At 51.2% G+C, this 20,245-nt stretch carries 16 protein-coding genes; 6 read left to right on the forward strand and 10 right to left on the reverse strand.

What is annotated here, in order from left to right; genetic code table 11:
* Window positions 1-7: 7 nt before the first annotated feature.
* The 5 genes from EL216_RS05615 to EL216_RS05635 all read right to left on the reverse strand — a co-directional run bounded on the left by EL216_RS05615 (window position 8) and on the right by EL216_RS05635 (window position 3,694).
* Window positions 8-427: a DUF2628 domain-containing protein gene (locus EL216_RS05615; RefSeq protein WP_085389199.1), complete on the reverse strand. Its 420-nt coding sequence runs from the start codon at window positions 425-427 to the stop codon at window positions 8-10.
* A gap of 105 nt (window positions 428-532) precedes the next feature.
* Window positions 533-2,284 (reverse strand): phosphoenolpyruvate--protein phosphotransferase, encoded by a 1,752-nt coding sequence (ptsP, locus tag EL216_RS05620; protein ID WP_085389198.1) that lies wholly within the window; start codon window positions 2,282-2,284, stop codon window positions 533-535.
* A 1-nt stretch (window position 2,285) separates the two neighbouring features.
* Window positions 2,286-2,555, reverse strand: a complete 270-nt coding sequence (locus EL216_RS05625) for an HPr family phosphocarrier protein (protein WP_085389197.1) — start codon at window positions 2,553-2,555, stop codon at window positions 2,286-2,288.
* Entirely contained in the window at window positions 2,549-2,971 is a 423-nt protein-coding gene (locus EL216_RS05630) for a PTS sugar transporter subunit IIA (protein WP_085389196.1), read from the reverse strand. Before EL216_RS05630 ends, EL216_RS05625 begins: the two co-directional genes overlap by 7 nt.
* A 165-nt stretch (window positions 2,972-3,136) precedes the next feature.
* A complete protein-coding gene (locus tag EL216_RS05635; protein WP_085389195.1) occupies window positions 3,137-3,694 on the reverse strand; it encodes a hypoxanthine-guanine phosphoribosyltransferase in 558 nt (185 codons plus the stop codon).
* A gap of 218 nt (window positions 3,695-3,912) precedes the next feature.
* Here EL216_RS05635 and EL216_RS05640 point away from each other — a divergent pair, with 218 nt between their 5' ends.
* The 3 genes from EL216_RS05640 to fabF all read left to right on the forward strand — a co-directional run bounded on the left by EL216_RS05640 (window position 3,913) and on the right by fabF (window position 7,841).
* Window positions 3,913-5,916: a prolyl oligopeptidase family serine peptidase gene (locus EL216_RS05640; RefSeq protein WP_085389194.1), complete on the forward strand. Its 2,004-nt coding sequence runs from the start codon at window positions 3,913-3,915 to the stop codon at window positions 5,914-5,916.
* Between the two features lie 299 nt (window positions 5,917-6,215).
* Complete coding sequence (gene acpP, locus EL216_RS05645) at window positions 6,216-6,452, forward strand: acyl carrier protein (RefSeq protein ID WP_054599558.1); 237 nt, start codon at window positions 6,216-6,218, stop codon at window positions 6,450-6,452.
* Between the two features lie 141 nt (window positions 6,453-6,593).
* Window positions 6,594-7,841: a beta-ketoacyl-ACP synthase II gene (gene fabF / locus EL216_RS05650; protein ID WP_085389193.1), complete on the forward strand. Its 1,248-nt coding sequence runs from the start codon at window positions 6,594-6,596 to the stop codon at window positions 7,839-7,841.
* 331 nt (window positions 7,842-8,172) lie between these two features.
* Here fabF and EL216_RS05655 read toward each other — a convergent pair whose 3' ends face one another.
* From EL216_RS05655 to EL216_RS05675, 5 genes are all read right to left on the reverse strand, one after another.
* The gene (locus EL216_RS05655; RefSeq protein ID WP_085389192.1) at window positions 8,173-9,771 is read right to left on the reverse strand and encodes an isocitrate lyase; all 1,599 of its coding nucleotides are present in this window, start codon (window positions 9,769-9,771) and stop codon (window positions 8,173-8,175) included.
* A 460-nt stretch (window positions 9,772-10,231) separates the two neighbouring features.
* The gene (locus EL216_RS05660) at window positions 10,232-11,101 is read right to left on the reverse strand and encodes a lipid A biosynthesis lauroyl acyltransferase (protein ID WP_085389191.1); all 870 of its coding nucleotides are present in this window, start codon (window positions 11,099-11,101) and stop codon (window positions 10,232-10,234) included.
* Between the two features lie 218 nt (window positions 11,102-11,319).
* Window positions 11,320-11,862 (reverse strand): crossover junction endodeoxyribonuclease RuvC, encoded by a 543-nt coding sequence (ruvC, locus tag EL216_RS05665; protein WP_085389190.1) that lies wholly within the window; start codon window positions 11,860-11,862, stop codon window positions 11,320-11,322.
* Between the two features lie 169 nt (window positions 11,863-12,031).
* A complete protein-coding gene (locus EL216_RS05670) occupies window positions 12,032-12,829 on the reverse strand; it encodes a sulfite exporter TauE/SafE family protein (protein ID WP_085389562.1) in 798 nt (265 codons plus the stop codon).
* A 176-nt stretch (window positions 12,830-13,005) separates the two neighbouring features.
* Window positions 13,006-14,478: a protein adenylyltransferase SelO gene (locus EL216_RS05675; protein WP_085389561.1), complete on the reverse strand. Its 1,473-nt coding sequence runs from the start codon at window positions 14,476-14,478 to the stop codon at window positions 13,006-13,008.
* 482 nt (window positions 14,479-14,960) lie between these two features.
* Here EL216_RS05675 and EL216_RS05680 point away from each other — a divergent pair, with 482 nt between their 5' ends.
* The 3 genes from EL216_RS05680 (at window position 14,961) to EL216_RS05690 (ending at window position 20,238) form a co-directional block, all read left to right on the forward strand.
* On the forward strand, window positions 14,961-18,236 hold the full coding sequence (locus EL216_RS05680; protein ID WP_085389189.1) for a TonB-dependent receptor domain-containing protein: 3,276 nt from the start codon (window positions 14,961-14,963) through the stop codon (window positions 18,234-18,236).
* Window positions 18,237-18,597: 361 nt separating this feature from the next.
* Window positions 18,598-19,482 (forward strand): Slam-dependent surface lipoprotein, encoded by an 885-nt coding sequence (locus EL216_RS05685; RefSeq protein WP_085389188.1) that lies wholly within the window; start codon window positions 18,598-18,600, stop codon window positions 19,480-19,482.
* Between the two features lie 375 nt (window positions 19,483-19,857).
* Window positions 19,858-20,238 carry a hypothetical protein gene (locus EL216_RS05690; protein ID WP_085389187.1) on the forward strand — a complete coding sequence of 127 codons (381 nt, stop codon included), beginning with the start codon at window positions 19,858-19,860 and terminating at the stop codon, window positions 20,236-20,238.
* The last annotated feature ends 7 nt before the right edge of the window (window positions 20,239-20,245 follow it).

Below are 20,245 nucleotides of genomic sequence, written 5' to 3' on the forward strand. Positions count from 1 at the left end.
ATCGGTATTACTGTTCAAAAGGGTTCCAGCTCTTCGATCCTTTAACCTTGTGCAGATAATAGGCCCGGTTTGCCGTCAAAGCGTAAAGCGCGGCAAACGCAAAACCTACTCCCCTATTGATGGCATTTAAAGAGTGCTCGGTGATATCGGGAGCAAAAAGCATTATCGCCGCATCAAGCAGAATGGAGCAAGCCACGGTAATGCCCAACAATGTCAAATTTTTGCGCCACAAACCCAAAACGAAAAAATAGATAAAACCGAAAAAGAATGCTATGAAATTGATTAGATAAAGATTTCGCTGCATAAACGGCACTGCTTTGATGGCAGCTTTGAATTCCGGTACATTGGGATTGGTGCCGTATTTGTCGAAAAATTCAAATCTCTTTTGCCATTTGCCGCTCAGTCCCGAATAATCATTGGCGTTCATTTTGCCTCCCTTTCAATTGCGGTAAAACCAAATCAAATATGCCATTATATTAAAACAACAGGCCGTCTGAATAGTTTTCAGACAGCCTGTCGCATACTTGCCGGTTCACACGGCTTCCATTTCAGCATTCATGGTTTTCAGCATTTTTTCCACTTTTTCCGGATCTTCACTGCGCATCAGACGGGCGGTTTCATTTTCCAGATTCATCGTGTTGCTGCGCAACACAATATCTTTCACCGCCAACAGGTTATTGGGATTCATCGAAAAACGGCGCAACCCCATACCGAGCAACAGGCGGGTAAATGTGGTGTCTCCTGCCATTTCCCCGCAAATCGACACCGTTTTACCCATACGGTTGGCCGTGCGGATAACGTGCTGTATGAGCTTGAGCACAGCGGGATGGCTCGGCTGGTAAAGATAGCTTACGGCATCGTCGCCGCGGTCCACCGACAAAGTGTATTGAATTAAGTCGTTGGTGCCGATGGAAATAAAGTCGACATGTTTCAGCAAACTGCCGACGGTCAGCGCGGCGGACGGTATTTCTATCATGCAGCCGACGGAAACTTCCCCGAAAGGTTCGTTACGCTCGGTAAGCTGCCGTTGGGCGGTTTCAAGATGCACCAAACATTGCTTTACCTCGGAAATAGAAGCAATCATCGGCCACATCATTTTTACCGGCCCGTGCAAGGCGGCTCGCAGAATCGCCCGCATCTGGGTGCGGAACATTACCGGCTCGGCAAGGCACAGACGGATACCGGTCAGCCCCAGCGCAGGGTTGATGCTGCCGTTGGGTGTGCTGCTCTGGCCGAACCAACGCGGGTTTTTATCCACTCCCAAATCAACGGTGCGAATGGTCAGGTTTTTGCCTTTGAGCTTTTTAACGAAATGGCTGTACACCTCGTATTGTTCGTCTTCAGACGGCATCGTGTCGCGGTTAAGATAGAGGAATTCGCTACGGAACAAACCAACACCGTCGGCTCCCATATTGTGAAGCTGCTTGATGTCGTCGAGCGATTCGATATTGGCCAGCAGCTCGATATTTTGACCGTCTTCGGTGGTGGCAGCGGTTTTTTTGATTTTATTGAGCTCGCGCTTGCGGTTGCGGTATTCGCGGGCGCGGGCGCGGTATTCGTTCAAAACCACTTCGTCGGGGGCGATAAACAGTATGCCGTTTATACCGTCTACAATCACCCATTCGTTTTCGGTAATCAGTTTGCGGGCGTTATGCAGGCCGATAACCGACGGGATATCCAAGCTGCGGCCCAAAATCGCGGTATGGCTGGTCGGGCCGCCGGCATCGGTAACAAACGCGGCAACGCGTTGTTCTTTGAAATAAACAGTATCAGCGGGAGAAATATCGTGCGCCACCAGAATAGTGTCTTCCAGCAGGTTGGCATCAAGGTTCAATTCGTTGCTCAAACCGACCAAGTTGTTGTAGATGCGCTCAACCACCTGAAGCATGTCTTGCTTGCGTTCGCGCAAATAGGCATCGTCTATTTCGTCGAACTGCTGCGCCAGCTTGTCGGTTTGCTGTTTTAACGCCCATTCCGCATTGATAAACTGCTCTTCGATGATATCGACGGGTTCGCGCGACAAAGTAACGTCGGTCAGCAACATCAGATGCAGCGAAATGAACGCCCCAAGCTCGGTGGGGGCGTTTTCGGGAATGGCGCTGCGCAACTGTTCCAATTCCTTTCGGGAAACTTTAACCGCTGCTTCGTAACGTGCTACTTCGGCCGGAATGTCTTTTTCTTCTACATCATACTGCGGCACTTCGGTCATGCCGCGCGTAATCAGGTGGGCGCGCCCGATAGCAATGCCTTTACCGGCACTCACGCCGTGTAACACGATACTCATTTTATTCGCCTTCGCCGAAATGATCGTTGATTAAATCTACCAATGCCCGCATTGCAGCCGCTTCGTCGGCACCGTCGGTTTCCAGTTCGATTACCGTACCTTTGGCCGCCGCCAGCATCATCAATCCCATAATGCTTTTACCATTCACCCGTTTCCCGTTTCGGCTTACCCAGACTTCGCTCTGAAACTGCCCCGCCGTTTGAGTAAACTTGCTCGAAGCACGGGCATGCAGGCCGAGCTTGTTAATGATTTCAATCTCTTGTTTCAGCATACCTCATACTCTCCCTCGGGCGGATTGGTAATGGATAAAATACCGTTAACGGCGGCTTGTTTCACGGTTTCGGTAAAGGCCGTGAGATCTTCTGCCGCTGCGGAATACTGCACTGCTTTTACCATCATCGGCGCATTGAGACCGGTGAGCATGGCCACTTTTCCCGGCACGACCAACTGGCGGGCGGCATTACACGGCGTTGCACCGAAAATATCGGTGAGCACCAACACACCTTGCCCTTCCGGGTCTATTCCGCTAATCAGATTTTGGATTTTTGCAATGATTTCGTCGTGCCCGTCGTTCGGTTCCACCCCCAAAAGGCGGATATGCGGCGGCGTTTCCATAAAGAAATGCTGTGCCAACCCACGGTAAGCGGCACCTATGGCCTCGTGGGTAACAATGATGATGCCTATCATAAAAGTATCCTGTTCGGCCTGCCGTTCGAATGCAGGCTGATGTTTAAACGGGAAATATTATAAGTGAAACCGTGTGCCGGATATACAACGGGCCGTCTGAAAACGGCTTTTCAGACGGCCTTCAAACAAGACGGCGTATGTAACGGCACGTTTTCCGGCTACGGCTTACTGCTCGCGCAAGGCGTATACCGCGCCCAGATTACGCCATGCACCGGCAGCATCCATACCATAGCCGAACACATAGCGGTTGGGCACGTTGATGCCGACATAATCGGCCGTAATCGGTTTTTCTTTATCGATCAGTTTGTTGGCAAACACGGCGGTTGAGCATGATGCGGCTCCCAATGCCAACACCTGCTCTTTGATGGCGGCCATGGTATGCCCTTCGTCGAGAATATCGTCGAGAATCAGCACATGGCGGTCGGCCACGCTCTCTTGCGGTGCACGCAACCAGTTGAAGTTGCCGCCTTTCAATTTGTCGCCGTAGCGCGAAACATGAACGTAATCGAAATCCAAAGGAAAACGCAGCAGCGGCAGAAGCTGGCCGGTAAACACCACAGCCCCGCCCATCACCGGCAAAACCAGCGGGTATTTCCCGCCCAAATCGGCTGTGATTTCATCTGCAAGGCGTTGCAATTTGCGGCGGCACTCGTCTTCATCGAACAGCAGTTCTGCGCTGTCGAGCATGGCTTGGGTATAACGGCGTTTGGTTTCGATGTCCATTTTCAATCAATTCGGTAATACAAATAAAACCGCATTATATTACAGCGCTTGCCTTCCCGCTGCTTTTTAAGGCTTATCTTGCAACGGAAACCATAACCTTCGGGTTTTATTTTTACATACGAACGGAACCGGCACACTCCGTCAGGCCGTCTTAAAAGCATCATAGAGGCCGTTTGACTATATAATCCGCTTTTTCTTTTTTCAGACGGCCTCCAGCCATGCAAGACCCTTATATCCGCTTAGAAGACCTCGCCGATCCTGCCACACAGCAATTTGCAGCAGAAGCCCATGCGGAAACGCAGGCACGCTTTACTACCGGAGATACTTTCCGGCAAACCGTCGCCGACATCGTGAAGCAGCTGCAAAACCCGCGCCAGATTGCGTTTTGCGAGGAACACCGCGCACGAATGTATCATTTCCACCAAGACGAAGAACACCCTAAAGGCGTGTATCGGGTGTGCTCGGCAGCATCGTACCGCTCGGGCTATCCCGAATGGCAGACCTTGTTTTCGGTGGCAGACTTCGACGAAATACTGGGCGACGATATTTATCTCGGCGGCGTATCGCATTACGTGGAACAACCCGAACGGGTGCTGCTTACTCTCAGCCGCTCCGGAGCAGACACCGCCTACACGCTCGAATTCGATTTGGGCAGCGGCAAAATCGTAGAAGGCGGCTTTCACTTTCCCGCCGGTAAAAACCATATTTCATGGCGAGACGAAAACAGCGTATGGGTCTGCCCCGCTTGGGACGAACAGCAAACCACGCAAGCGGGCTATCCGCGCGAAGTATGGCTGGTCGGGCGCGGCCAAAGTTTTGAAGAAAGCACGCCGGTTTACCGAATGGATTCAGACGGCATGATGGTCAACGCTTGGCGCTACCTCGATGCACAAGGCGCACCGATCGACTTAATCGAAGCCTCCACCGGTTTTTACACCAAAACCTATCTGCAAATCTGCGCCGACAGCCAAACCGTACCGCTGAACCTGCCTAAAAACTGCGAGCTTTCCGGCTATTTGGCCGGCCATCTGATGCTGCACCTGCGCGACGACTGGAAACGCGCCAACCAAAGCTATCCCGCCGGCAGCTTGGTGGCAGTCAAACTCAACAAAGGCGAATTGGGCGCGGCACATCTGCTGTTTTCCCCCAACGACTCCCAAGCGCTGGAATGTGTCGAAACCACCAAACGTTTCGTGGTCGCCAGCCTGCTCGACAACGTATCGGGCCGTCTGAAAGCATGGCGTTTTTCAGACGGCCTCTGGCAGGAAGCAACCCTACCCAAGCTGCCGCAAGGCGCGCTCGAACTGACCGACCAACCGTGGGGCGGCGACGTGCTGTATATCGCCACCAGCGACTTCGTTACCCCGCTCACCCTGTTTGCACTCGACTTGAACGTGATGGAACTAGTGGTCGTGCGCCGCCAACCCGAACAATTCGACACCGCCGGCATCCGAATACGCCAATTCCACGCCCTGTCCGACGACGGCACCGCCATACCCTATTACCACGTCGGCAAAAACACCTCACCCGACACCCCCACCCTCGTTTATGTGTACGGCGGTTTTGCCGTGCCCGAACTGCCGCACTACATGGGTATTATCGGCAAATACTGGCTCGAACAAGGCAAATCCTTCGTTTTAGCCAACGTACGCGGCGGCGGAGAGTTTGGCCCACGCTGGCACCAAGCCGCGCAAGGCACCCACAAACACAAAAGCGTCGACGACCTCTTGGCCGTCGTGCAAGACATCAGTGCGCGCAAACTCAGCTCGCCGCAACACATCGGCTTGCAAGGCGGCAGCAACGGTGGATTAATCGTCGCCTCCGCATTCGTGCGCAAACCCGAAAGTTTCGGCGTGATGGTATGCGAAATGCCGTTAACCGACATGCTGCGCTACCCGTATTTATCCGCAGGCTCAAGTTGGGTCGACGAATACGGCCACCCCGAAGACCCAGTTTTTCAGACGGCCTTATCCCGATTGTCGCCCTACCATAACCTTTCAGACGGCCTCGCTTATCCGCCCGCCCTGATCACAACCAGCTTGAGCGACGACCGCGTCCACCCCGGCCATGCCTTGAAGTTTTACGCCAAGCTGCGCCTCCTTTCCCCGCAAAGCTGGCTGTATGTCGGCGGAGCCGGCGGACACACGGGCAATTCGACGCAGGAAGACTCTGCCGCCGAATTTACCTGCATTATGCATTTTCTCAATAAATTTTTAGAATAACCGCCTGAGAATTATTACTTATTTCAAGAGTCGACCGACATTTTTCCCACATTCCGCACATCGGCCGCAAACCAACGCGCTTTTTATCGAACATAAGGCATAACTTACTGACAACAAAACAAAACCAAAAGGCGCTTGTCGTTCAAAATCAGCCTATGATAATATGCCGCATAATCCATTACCGTTTCTGTCGGCGTAGAAACCCGCTTTAATCGATGGAAAACTCTAAACGAATTCGGTACAATCGTCCCGAATCAACTTTTTTGAAACCGCCGCAAGGCATATAAGGATCAACCGACATGTCAAACATTGAACAACAAGTTAAGAAAATTGTTGCCGAACAACTGGGCGTTAACGAAGCCGAAGTAAAAAACGAATCTTCTTTCCAAGACGATCTGGGCGCAGACTCTCTGGACACCGTTGAGCTGGTAATGGCTCTGGAAGAAGCTTTCGGCTGCGAAATCCCCGACGAAGAAGCCGAAAAAATCACTACCGTGCAACTGGCTATCGACTACATACAATCACACAGCGCCTAAGCATATATTTCCTATTCAATCGGCCTCTGTTGCGGGTTTGCCTGCCATCAGAGGCTTTTGGCATATTAAACCATCTAAAGCAGGGTTTCAGACGGCCTGTTCCATCCTAAAGGCCGCCGCCCTTATCACAGCGAGACAATTATGAGTCAGAGAAGAGTAGTCATCACAGGTTTGGGGCAGGTATCCCCTGTGGGCAATGATATTTCTACCGCATGGAGCAACCTGCTCGCAGGCAAAAGCGGTATCAACACCATCACCCGCTTTGATGCCTCTGATCTGGCCTGCCAAGTCGCAGGCGAAGTAAAAGATTTCGATATCGGCGAATACATCAGCCCCAAAGAAGCCCGCCGCATGGATGTTTTCATCCACTACGGTATCGCCGCCGCCTTGCAGGCAATCGCCGATGCAGGCTTGGATAATGTAGAAAATCTAGATAAAGACCGAGTTGGCGTGAATATCGGTTCGGGCATCGGCGGCTTGCCCAGTATCGAAGCCACAGGCCGAACCGTAGTAGAAAACGGCTCCCGCAAAATCAACCCCTTCTTTATCCCCGGGTCGCTGATCAACCTGATTGCCGGCCACGTTACCATTCTGAAAGGCTACCGCGGCCCCAGCTACGGCATGGTTTCCGCCTGTACTACCGGTGCCCATTCTATCGGCGATTCGGCCCGTATCATCAAGTACGGCGATGCCGATGTGATGATTGCCGGCGGAGCCGAAGGTGCGGTCTGCACATTGGGCGTAGGCGGTTTCGCCGCAATGAAAGCCCTCTCTACCCGCAACGACGACCCGCAAACCGCTTCCCGCCCGTGGGACAAAGGCCGCGACGGTTTCGTTATGGGCGAAGGCTCGGGTGTTTTGGTGTTGGAAGAACTGGAACATGCCAAGAAGCGCGGTGCAAAAATCTATGCGGAGTTGGTCGGCTTCGGCATGAGTTCCGATGCCTTCCATATTACCGCCCCGAACGTAGAAGGCCCCGCTCTCGCCGTTACCCGCGCCCTGAAAGATGCGGGCTTAAATCCGACGGATATTGATTATGTCAACGCACACGGCACTTCCACCCCGCTGGGCGATGCCAACGAAACCAATGCTCTGAAACTGGCTTTGGGCGACCATGCCTACAAAGTAGTGGTAAACTCTACCAAGTCCATGACCGGCCATCTTCTAGGTGCGGCCGGCGGTGTGGAAGCCGTGTACAGCGTTTTAGCCGTACACCATCAAAAATCTCCTCCCACCATTAACATCTTTGAGCAAGATACCGAATCGGGATGTGATTTGGACTACTGTGCCAACGAAGCGCGCGACCTCAAAATCGATGTGGCCATCTCCAATTCGTTCGGCTTTGGCGGCACCAACGGTACATTGGTTTTCAAACGCTTTACCGGCTAACTCCGTCCATCGGAAAACCGTACGATACAAAAATCATGCCCGGGCTTTTCCGGGCTTTTTCATTTTGCACTTTTGAATCCGATGCTTAAAGAAACGCTTTTGCCGGCAATAGAACCTCGGAACCACTCATATATTGTATTGCCTCTATACAGAACGGCATTAAAAAGGGGCAATCCGAAAAGGATTGCCCAAATACCTCAAATCAGAGATTTACGCTTCACAAACAATACAGGCTTACGCCTGTCTTCATCCGCACAGCTCAACTCTATGCAGACAAAGGAGGTGTTTCAGACGGCCTCCGAAGGTAAATAAGGCCGTCTGAAACATTCTCTTACGAGAATTGGTTCATGGTGTTGTCTTTGCCGCCTGCTTTGAGTGCAGCTTCACCGGCAAAGTATTCTTTGTGGTTATCGCCAATATCCGAACCGGCCATGTTTTGGTGTTTCACACATGCGATGCCGTTGCGGATTTCTTGACGTTGAACGTTCTTCACATAAGCCAGCATACCTTCGTCGGCGAAATAGCCTTTTGCCAAAGTGTCGGTTGACAATGCGACGGTGTGGTAAGTCGGCAGGGTGATGAGATGGTGGAAAATACCGGCTTCGCGTGAAGCATCACGTTGGAAAGTGCGGATTTTCTCGTCGGCTTCTTTAGCCAATTCAGAGTTATCGTAATCGGCGCTCATCAGTTTGGCACGGTCGTATGTAGATACGTCTTTACCGGCTTCTTGCCAAGCGTCGAACACTTGTTGGCGGAAGTTCAGCGTCCAGTTGAACGACGGGCTGTTGTTGTATACCAGCTTTGCGTTCGGAATCACGGCACGGATTTTGTCCATCATCTCTTTGATTTGGCCGACGTGCGGTTTTTCGGTTTCGATCCACAGCAGATCGGCACCGTTTTGCAGAGAGGTAATGCAGTCCAATACCACGCGGTCGATGCCGGTGCCTTTACGAAATTGGAACAGGTTGCTGGCCAAGCGGGTCGGCTTGATGGTTTTGCCGTTGGTGTTCACGATCACGTCGCCGGGTTTCACTTGGCTCAGGTCGGTGATTTCTTCGCCGTCCAAGAAGCTGTTGTATTGGTCGCCCAAATCGCCTTTTTCGGAAGAGAAAGCGATTTGTTTGGTCAGGCCGGCACCCAAAGAGTCGGTACGGGCAACGATTACGCCGTCGTCAACGCCCAGCTCCAAGAATGCGTAGCGCACGGCATTGATTTTCGCCAAGAAGTCGGTATGCGGAACGGTCACTTTGCCGTCTTGGTGGCCGCATTGTTTCTCGTCGGACACTTGGTTTTCGATTTGGATACAGCAGGCACCGGCTTCAATCAGTTTTTTCGCCAACAGGTAAGTGGCTTCGGCGTTGCCGAAACCGGCATCGATGTCGGCAATAATCGGCACAACGTGGGTTTCGTAGTTGTCGATTTGGTTTTGGATTTCTTTGGCTTTGGCAGAATCACCGGCTTTGTTGGCTTCATCCAGCGCGGTAAACAGCAAATCCAGCTCGCGGGCATCGGCTTGGCGCAGGAAGGTGTAGATTTCTTCGATCAATTCGGGCACGGAAGTTTTTTCGTGCATAGATTGGTCGGGCAGGGGGCCGAATTTGGAACGCAAACCGGCAACCATCCAGCCGGAGAGATATAAATAGCGTTTGTCGGTGGTTTTTTGGTGTTTTTTAATGGAAATTAATTTTTGTTGTGCAACGAAGCCGTGCCAGCAGCCCAAAGATTGGGTGTATTTGCCGTGGTCGGCATCGTATTCGGCCATGTCTTTACGCATGATGGCTGCGGTATATCGGGCGATATCCAAGCCTGTTTTGAAGCGGTTTTGCAGACGCATGCGGGCTACGTATTCCGGTGTGATATTGTGCCAGCCGTTGCCGTTTTTCTGTTTCAGTTCATCTGCAACTTTAATCTCGTTTTGGTAATTTGCCATTTATCTCTACTCCTTTGTTCTCGCTTGATTTTTGGATGACCGGCATACATCAGATTCGTGTAATTCGGTGTAGTCGGAATGTACCTTCTTTTTTTCAGCTTGCCAAGCCCTCGAAACAAAGTTTTTGATTTATATAGATGTTCTCATTAAAACCGAAAGGTAGCGTTTTTTGAAATTTTTAAAAGTATTTAAAAAAGAAAGCAGGCTTTTTAGCTAATTTACACTGATTTTTCGGCATTTATTATCAGTGAAATGAAATGGAGATTTTGTTTTTACGATAATGATAAAATAGTAATAAATTGAATTTTAAGAAAATTTATTTTATATTTTTTTAACGAGAACTACATATAAAACCGATGGAAATAGTAATTTAAATAATTAAATGTAGTTTAATGAAATTAAATTTCAGACAATCTGAAAATCCGGTTTCTCTTGCATACATTCAAAATAAAAGAAGCCGTTAATAAAACCCTGCCTCACCTTCGGGGCGGGTTTTAAAACGTTTGTGCAACCAGAAATACTGTTCGGGGTGTTCGCGCACCCGCGCTTCGATAAAGTCGTTCATGCGTTGGGTATCGGCTTCGGTGCTTTCGCTGGGAAAGTTTTCCCATGCCGGATAAAACTGCAGCGTAACCGTGCCGTCTGCTTCGCGGGTGGGAATGGCGGGAATCACTTTGGCTCCGGTAAGCGCGGCGATACGGCTCAATCCGACAATGGTGGCGGTGGGAATACCGAAAAAGTTTACAAAAATCGAATCGGCCCGCCCGAAATCTTGGTCGGGGAGATAAAGAAACGGTGCACTGCTTTTTTTAAGCTGTTTGATAATCGCCCGCAACCCTTCCGTGCGGCCGATCAGAAATACATTGTTATAGCGGTGGCGGCCTTTGAGTATTTGCCCGTCCAACGTTTCATTTTTCTGATTGGAATACATGCTGACCAAAGGCACGTCTTGATTGAGCGTGTAGACCGCCATTTCAAAAGCGGTGAAATGCGGATACAGCAAAATCACTTTTTCATCGGCAGCCAAAGCATTGTCGAGATGGTGCTTATCCTGATAGCGCACCAAGCTGCGCAGGCGGTCTGCCGAAGCATACCAATACAGGCCGTATTCGAGCATGAGCTTGGCCATATGTTGGAAATGGCGTTTCAGCACGGCTTGGCGTTGTGCTTCGCTCCATTCTGGAAAACATTTTTGAAGATTTACCGTACCGACACGACGGCGCGGCACCACGGCGTAATAGGCCAGCCAACCGATAAAATCGGCCAGCTTCTGAACCGCACGGAATGGCAGCAGTTGGATCAGATAAAGGATAAAAAAAGCAAATTTCATGACAGCCCGTTCAGACGGCCTCGATTAGGGAACGGGGCATTATAGCGGATAAAAGGGCAGAATTTTCAGAAACGGCCGATGTGCTGGTAGGCATCTTTACAGCAACGTCGGGGATTGACGGGATGCAAAACGCAACAGGCCCAGTATGCGGAAATCTGCAGTAAATGCCGCTTGCCAAAGGCTTTCGGCTGCTTCTTCCAACGTAAAACCGGAGCGGCTCAAAGCTGAAACCGCCCGCGCTTGATTTGCAAACCGCCCTGTTGCAATTGTGCGGCAAGGCTGTGGTTGCGCAAAGCGTGGGTTAAGGCGACGGCTAAACCGTCGGCGGCATCGGCCTGCGGAGTGCCCGACAAGCCCAACATCTGCACCACCATATGCTGCACCTGCTCTTTTGCCGCCTTGCCCTTCCCCACCACAGCCTGCTTCACTTGCAGGGCGGTGTATTCGAACACAGGCAGGTTACGCATCACCAAAGCCGCCATTGCCGCCCCGCGCGCCTGCCCGAGCATCAGTGTGGATGCGGGGTTCACATTCACAAACACCTGCTCGATAGCGGTTTGCTGCGGTTGGTAAAGAGTGATGATTTCATCAATATGCTTCACAATCACCGCAATTCGCTCGGCCAGCGGCGCATCCGGCGGAGTTTTGATGCAGCCGGACGACACATAAAAATGCTCGCGCCCGCGCACATCAATCACGCCGAAGCCGGTAACGCGGCTGCCGGGGTCTATGCCTAAGATGCGGATGGGGTGTTGTGCCATAAGGAAGCATTCTTTTCAGACGGCCTGAACCCTTCGGTAGGGCATCGGCCTGATAAAATGCGGATTATAGCCCAAGCGGTGGAATTCATCATTATCGGCAGCCCAAAGCAAAAGGCCGTCTGAAAACCTTCCAATAAAAGTTTTTTCAGACGGCCTCTCGGCATCCTTGCTACTTCAGCAACATATTCAAAGCGATCAACAGCAGAAAAACGGCAAAAGCGCGTTTCAACACCATCACCGGCAAAACGTTGGCGGCGTTCGCGCCCAATTTGGAAGTAAAAAACGAGGTTGACACAATGCCCGCCAGCGCAGGCAGATAAACATATCCGAAAGAATATGCGGGAAGATTCGGCACATGCCAGCCGCCGATAACAAAGCTCAAAGTCGCCGATACCGCCAGCAGGCCGCCGCACAATGAAGCCGTGCCGATGGCTTTTTTGATTTCCATGCCGCGGCCGTTCAGAAAAGGCACCACAAACGCGCCGCCGGAAATGCCGCCCATGCCCGACAAAGCACCGATAACGAAGCCGCCGACAACCAAAACCCTCGAAGAGAGCGGCTTGCCGTCTGTTTTCGGGCTCGGCTTCAGCGACAATAGCATTTTCAGTGCCAGATAAATCACCAAACAGGCAAAAATTTTCGACACCACCGCTTTGGGCAGGCTGCCTGCCAGCAAGCCGGAAACAAATACCGCAACAATCAGCGCAGGTGCAAGGTATTTTGCGGCCTGCCAATTGATGTTGCCGAAACGGTAATGCCGGTGGCTGGCGGAAAAAGCCGTGATCACGATGGTGGAAAAAGACGTGCCCAGCGCAATCGGCAACGCCAAATTGTCGGCCACGCCTGCCTGCGGCAGCAGGTAAAACAGCACCGGCACGATCACCAGTCCGCCGCCGATGCCGAACAGCCCGGCCAAAAAACCGGCAACTGCGCCCAGCAGCATGCAACTCAATACGATAACCAACATTTCTTTTTCCTTGCGGTTTGACACAATCTGCCCGACAGCGGTCAGGGCAGCAATAGAGTCAATCAAACCTCATTCATATAAGGAGCCTGTCGTAAAGGTTGGGTTGATTGACCATAAGGAAAGATTAGGCCGTCTGAAAAACCATGTCTGCCAAGAGGTTTTCAGACGGCCTCATTTCAACTCGAACAGCTCACGCAGATGCTTTCCGCCCATTGCGGCGGCAGTTCGGCAAAGTCGGCAAACTCTTTGCGCTCGACAAACGGATTCCGCATACATCGGTGCAGGCGGTCGATTTCGCGGAAGTCGCCGCTTTTTGCCAACTGTATGGCCTGCTCCAGCAAATAGTTTCGCAACACATACAGCGGGTTAACGGCATTCATCCGCTCGGCGCGTTCGGCGGGGTTGCTGTTTTCCGCCCGCAGCCTGCCGCGGTAACGGCCTATCCACGCCGTAAACGCTTCGGTGGGGCCGTTGAACAGTGCCAACAGCTTTTCGGGCAGCGGTTCGCCGTGGACATTGCCCACTTCGCTCAAATATCGGAAAAACATCGTGAAATCGACTTTGCGGCTTTGCAGGGCGGTAAACATATCGGTAATCAGCTCGTCGTCGCTTTTGTCTTCGGTTTGCAGGCCGAGTTTCGCCCGCATTTTTTGCAGATAGGCCGTCTGAAAAATATCGGGGAAGCGTTCCAACTCTGCCACCAAATCGTCTTGCGACACCAGCGGCAGTAGGCACGAGGCAAAGCGCGACAAGTTCCAATGCACCACATACGGCTGCTCGTTGTAGGCATAGCGGCCGCTCGTGTCGGAATGGTTGCAGACATGGCGGCGGTCGTAAGCATCGAGAAAACCGAACGGGCCGTAGTCGATGGTCAGCCCCAAAGCCGACATATTGTCGGTGTTCAACACGCCGTGGCAAAAGCCGACGCTCTGCCACGCGGCCACCAACTCGGCGGTGCGGCAGGAAACGGTTTGAAACAAGGCCAGATAAGGCTGGTCGGCTTCGCGGCATTCGGGAAAATGGCGGTCAATCAGAAAATCCGCCAACACGGGCAGGTTGTGATGTTGGCCGGTGTGATACATATATTCAAAATGGCCGAAACGGATAAAACTCGGCGCAATGCGCGTAACCACCGCCGCCGTTTCGGCTTCTTCGCGGTAAACGGTATCATTGCTGCCCGTAATCGCCAGCGCGCGCGTGGTCGGAATGCCCAAGCCGTGCATGGCTTCGGAGCAAAGATATTCGCGGATGCTGGAGCGCAGCACGGCACGGCCGTCGGCAAAGCGCGAATAAGGCGTTTTGCCTGCGCCTTTAAGCTGCCATTCCCACAAAAGGCCGTCTGAACCTGCCGAACCGCCGATCAACACCGCGCGACCGTCTCCCAGCTGGCGCACATACACGCCGAACTGGTGGCCGCTATACACTGTGGCAATCGGTGCAGGGTCGTATTGTTCGGCACTGCCCGCCAGATAAAGCAAGTTGTCGGGGTTATCGAAAATTTCAGACGGCCTCAAGCCCATTTCTCCCGCCAAAACATGATTTTGCGCCACCCAATACGGCTCGCCCAACGGTTCGGTGCGGACGCGGCCGTAAAACGCTTCCGGCAAGCGGGCAAATGCGGGCGGGTTTAAAGGAAGTGTGTGCGGCATGGAATCATTCCCAATATTGTAAGTATGCGGCGAAGCATACGCCGAACTGTGCATTCAAACAATCGGCATCTGTAACTGAAATGCACTGCCTGAAAATAAACAAAATCCACCACAGCCGTCTTAAGCCAGATGTTCAGAGCCATGCCTTACCTTTTCAGACGGCCTCACTACCCTTTGCCTACCGAAATTTGAAACCTTTTCCAAATCCTCATTAGCGAAACATTTCAGCCTCACACACGACCTCAAACCACTCCTGCTCCTAATAGGAGGAATTCTCAATCTGATATTAAAATTGATTTATATGCTATTGTTTTAAAAAATAAATTTTTCATTTGTAAAAAATCCCCGCTTTGGAAACAAAATATATAAAAACCACTCTACAAATGATAATAAGAATCAAATGTAATTATTTATAAAAAAATATTCCTATTTTTTATTTTCAGCCAAAACATATCGAGAATAAGAGAACAACAGGAGTCCCCATGACAAAATACCCTTTAAAAACCATAGTGATTTGTTTGAGCGTTTTATGGTATACCCCCTATGTGCGGGCGGCAGAAGAAGAAAACCAACCGGTACAGGAAGCAACGCTGGGCACTGTCGAAGTAAAAGGTTCGCGGACTTCTAAAGACGAAAAAGGACGCAACCGCGTTTACACCCGCGAAGTAGTCAACCTCTACAAAGGCAAACAAGAAGTAGAAACCTTCAAAGGCAATACCGTATCCGACCTCTTCAGCGGATTGGTAGGCGTATACAGCGGCGATGCCCGCAACAGCGGCGCACTCGACCCCAATATCCGCGGGGTACAAGGACAGGGGAGGGTGCCGGTAACCATAGACGGTACCGAGCAGGCCATTACCGTATGGCGCGGCTATGCGGGAACCAACAACCGCAACTATGTCGACCCCAATATCATCAGCAGCGTTTACGTTGAAAAAGGCCCTTCTTTCAGCCGTGATGCCAAAAGCGGCATAGGCGGTTCTGTTGCCCTCAAAACCATCGATGCCGACGACATCGTGCCGGAAGGCCAGAAATACGGACTTGAAATCAAAGCCGAAACTTCCTCCAATTCCATCAAACCGCGGCAAAACGCCTACGAAAAATCGGTGGATTACCGTACCCTACCCTATCCTGAAGTTTCCACCGGCGGCATTTGGCGCGCTCTTTTAGACGATACCGACCGCGTCGACCAACGCTTCGGCGGGCGCAACAAATTTTTTGAAGACAAAGCCTACCGCATTGCAGCCGCCACCAAACAGGAAAACTTCGATGCCGTAATTGCCTATGCCTACCGCAATAAAGGCAATTATTTTTCCGGCAAAAAAGGCGCGCAACGCTACGGCTACATCGGGCCGTGGACACAGGAAACCTTAGACGAGCTCAAACGTCTGCAAGAGGATGCCGCCTCACGGGGGGAGAATTTCTTCGGTGGCAAAAACATGCTGGGTGCTCCCGATATCGCCAAAATCGGCCTGTTTTACCACCCCGGCGGCGAAGTAAGCAACACCTCGCTCGAAACCAAATCATGGCTGGGCAAAACCACTTTCCGCCTGCCCAACCGCCAAACACTGAAATTCGGCCTGCGCCACACCGATACCGTATTCGGCGAAGTGATGCCCTCGCGCATTATCGGGCCGATTTCTTGGGATGCAAAAGTACTCAACAAAATCGCCGAATGGCCCGATGCCAAAGTCAAACAAAAATCATACAACATCGACTATACCTGGAAACCCGAAGGCAGCCGCTGGATAGATTTCCATGCCACCTTGTGGACAACGCGCACCAAATCCAAAACCAACACGGCAGGCGGTTCTCCGGGCGATACCCTTTATGAAGACCATGTATTCCAACGTGCTCTTGAAGAATGGCGCGCATGGCAGCAACACTCTCCCGAAGTGCGCCGTCAATTGATCGAAGCCGGTGTAAAACCGCCCTCTCCTCCGACCCTCACCACCCCAAACACCAACGGCCGCTTCAACACCATCGAAGGCCAAGCCTATTACGCCAACAATACACGCACCGGTTTTCACTTTTCCAACCAAATGAAACTACATAACAAGCTCGCACTCACACTGCTGGGCGATTTTCAAAACGAAAAGCTCTCTTCGAGGGATAATTTTTCAGAAGAGTTGGCCGACGGCGGCAAATACCAGAAAGAAAGAGACGACAACATCTTGCGTCCAAACTACCAGCTCAACGAATTGGGCGTGCCCCGCAACGGCAAACGCCGCGAATACAATTTGGGCTTCAATTTCAAATACGACCCCTTCCACTGGCTGAGCCTCACTGCCGGCGCACGCTACACCAATTTTTCCATACAGGATTACAGCAAACCGCTCAAAACCGGCTTGGACAAATACGGCCTGCCGCTATTGATGAACAGAGGCATAATGCACGATTTTTCCCGCGTTGCCACCGAAAAAGAATATGCCGATTACCTGCATGCCGCCAAAATCATCAACGGCGGCGACTATGGATATGACAACCCCGCACTTGAAAAAGCATTTAAGAAAATAAAAATCGAAGACGGCGTGCCTTGGCTTGACCGCCCCACGCTGAATACCATGGCCGACTCCGACCCTGAAATTGCAGCCTTGGTCAATTCGCTGAAATTTGCTTGGCTGAAAGATACCTCAGGCCGTCTGAATATGAAAAACAACCCGCTAACCAATGGCAGCATACCCGATCTGCATGCTTGGGTTCCCAATCCTGCCTACAATCCCGCCGATCCTGCCAGCCCACGCATGGTAAGGAAATACCGGGGTGATGGTTCTGTTTATAAAACCCCGATGACCGATGCCGAACGGAAACTTGCCCGAAAGCAAAGCGGCAACGGCTGGACACCCGCTTTTTCCGCCACCGTCCACTTCACCGACAAAGCCCGTGCCTACCTGCGCTACACCGAAAGCCTGCGCTATCCCAGCATTTTCGAAGGTACTTACGGATTTTCCACTGCCGCCGGCACCTTCGCCCGCGCGGGCTACGGCTGGAAGCCCGAACACGCCAAAAACTGGGAAGTAGGCTACATCCACGATTTGACCGGCCTGTTCCCCAAAATGCGCCAAGCCGATTTCCGCATCAACTATTTCCACAATAAAACCGAAAATGTAATCGACCGTGATGAAAATCTCGAATTCGAACAATTCGACAAACACATCCGCAGCGGTGTGGAATTGCAGGCACGCTTCGACACCGGACGCTTCTTCGGCGGCATAGGCGTATTGAGGAATTTAAAGAACAAAATGTGCGATGATTCTTTCGGTTTGACCTGGCAGCTTTCAGATGACCGGTTGAGCGGTATCTCCATCGGCAACTACATCAAAAAAAGAGAATGGTTGAGGGCACCTTCCTGCAACCACGGCGGTCTGACCGATTCAGGGTATCTGGCCACCGCCATCCAGCCGCGCTGGTCGGTAGATGCCGATTTGGGCGGGCGCTTTTTCAAAAACAAACTCGAAACCGGTGTACGCCTGCATTATCACAGCCGCGTTTACAAAAACCGTAACGATGCTTGGCGGCCTTATTGGCAGGATTACAATAAATTGAAGGGTACAGACCACAAACCGAGCTACAACGACATGCGTTGGCAACCCGCGGCAGTATGGGATGCTTATCTGCGCTATAAAATCGGCAAGCACTTCACAGCCGAACTGGTGGGTACCAACTTAACCGACCGTTACTACCTCGACCCCTTAAGCCGTTCCTACCTGCCCGCTCCCGGCAGGGGCATACGTGTGGGCATCAGCGGCAAATTCTAAACAGCTTGCCCGGACTTTGAGGCCGTCTGAAAACCGTTTTCAGACGGCCTCAAAGTTTTAAAGGCTCTATCCCCTCCAAACAGACAACCGGCATTTAAACACCCGGCCGATTTACCCTGCCTTCAAGCTGTCAACCATTCCAAGCACAAGGTAAACAGACAATATAAATTCAGCATAACCAACTGTAATAAAAGTGATTTTTATTTGCATAATATTTTTTAGAAGGTATAATCACTACACCTTTCAGCAAAATAAAATACCGTTTATCTCAATTACAGCATCGAAAAAGCCCGAAACAAAGGCAGCAAAGCGGAAAGGTATCTAGTATCTAATCGTTCAAATATTTTTAAGGAGTTTGACTATGAAACAAACACAACTGATCTTGGCATTAGGCGCAATGTTTGCCGCTTCGGCTGCCATGGCTCTGCCCGGCGGATTTAAATCCAACCCCGCGGGAGCAACATCTGTATCCGACCAACGTGAAGCAGTCAAACATATTGCCGCCACAGTCGAAGACAAAGGTAAAGATGCAGGGAAAGCCGCGATTTATGTACGTGATCAAAATGCCAAACCTTCAAATCCCAATAAAGGCCTTGCCAACAATACTCACGTATCATTTGCCAAGATCGACAGAACCGCAAACAACTTCTTTGTAAAAACTTTTGCCAAGAGCGTCTTGGGCAAAGACAAAAACGGTGTAACCGTAGCCCAGCTTTACCGCATGAAGGGTGTGGTATGGGACAATATCCCCAAAATGCCGGATCATTCCCACTTAGGCCGCCTTTCTTACGCAAAAGCAGGTAATTTGGACGTTTACTTCGGAGATTGGGCAAGCGTGCCTTCCGGAGCGAAAGCCAACACCGCAGGCACCAACTACACGGTGTTCTACAGCGGCACCGGCAAAACCACCAACCTGCCCACCGGCGGCAAAGCCACTTATGCGGTTAAAGGCATCAACAACCATGTAAGCCAAGGTACCGCAGTCTTGACAGGCAACCTCACCGCCGACTTCGGCGCTAAAAAACTCAACGGCACGATTGCCCGCCCCGGCTTAAGCATTGCCATCAACAACGCCGCCATCAATACCAAAGCCGCCTCATTTAGCGGTGCAGCCAAAGCGAATAACAGCGTAAACGGCAAAACCCACGGTCATTTCTTCGGTAACGGTGGCGCAGCCATTGCCGGTATAGCCGATTTCGGTAAGAACCATAAATTCAATACTGCATTCGGCGGCACCAAGAAATAACAACATTTTATGAATGACTCGAACAGCGGGCAGGCGGCCTGCACACCCTGCCCGCACACAAACTGAATACTATAAAGACTTCCCAAAAAAACTTTGAAATAAACGATGAAATTGCCGGCGCTGCCGAACTTCGTTTATTTACAACGATGCCGCGTATCAAATGGATTACGCGGCAGTTTCAGTTAAGCGTATGGATCAGATGATTCTTACCCAAGCCGGTTAAACAATAAGGCCGTCTGAAAAATCTTTCAGACGGCCTCTGTAATACTCCAGAGATAAAAATCCTATTAAAAACAACATCCCCTTCACCGTTTAAAACCGTGCTGTGCTATAATCCGCCGTCTTCCTACTCACTCAGATACAAGAAAAACGATTATGAGAAAACTTTTTACCCTTTTGATTTTATTATGCTCTTCCTTAACTTGGGCACAACGTGCCATCCCTGAAGACATGAATGTGGCCGTCTTAAAACAAGTGGCCTATCCGCAGGTGGTGTTGAGCAACGGCGGTGTTCCATGGTTGAAAATCCTCACTTTGGGCTGGCTCGACAACAACGTTTCCGCCTTCAACATCACTCCCGATCTACGTATCAGAGATGAACGAAACCGCTTTATCGTGCGCGGCAAACTCACTGCACAAACCGGTAAAACTGTTGCCATACGGCGGAATGCCGAAGGCAGTATCAACGAAATCTGGATACTGACCGAAGGCGAAAAAGAAGCCGTTAAACGCCGTGCCGCTGCCAACCAACAATAATCCCTTT

The organism is Neisseria animaloris (genome assembly GCF_900637855.1).
Lineage (GTDB): Bacteria > Pseudomonadota > Gammaproteobacteria > Burkholderiales > Neisseriaceae > Neisseria > Neisseria animaloris.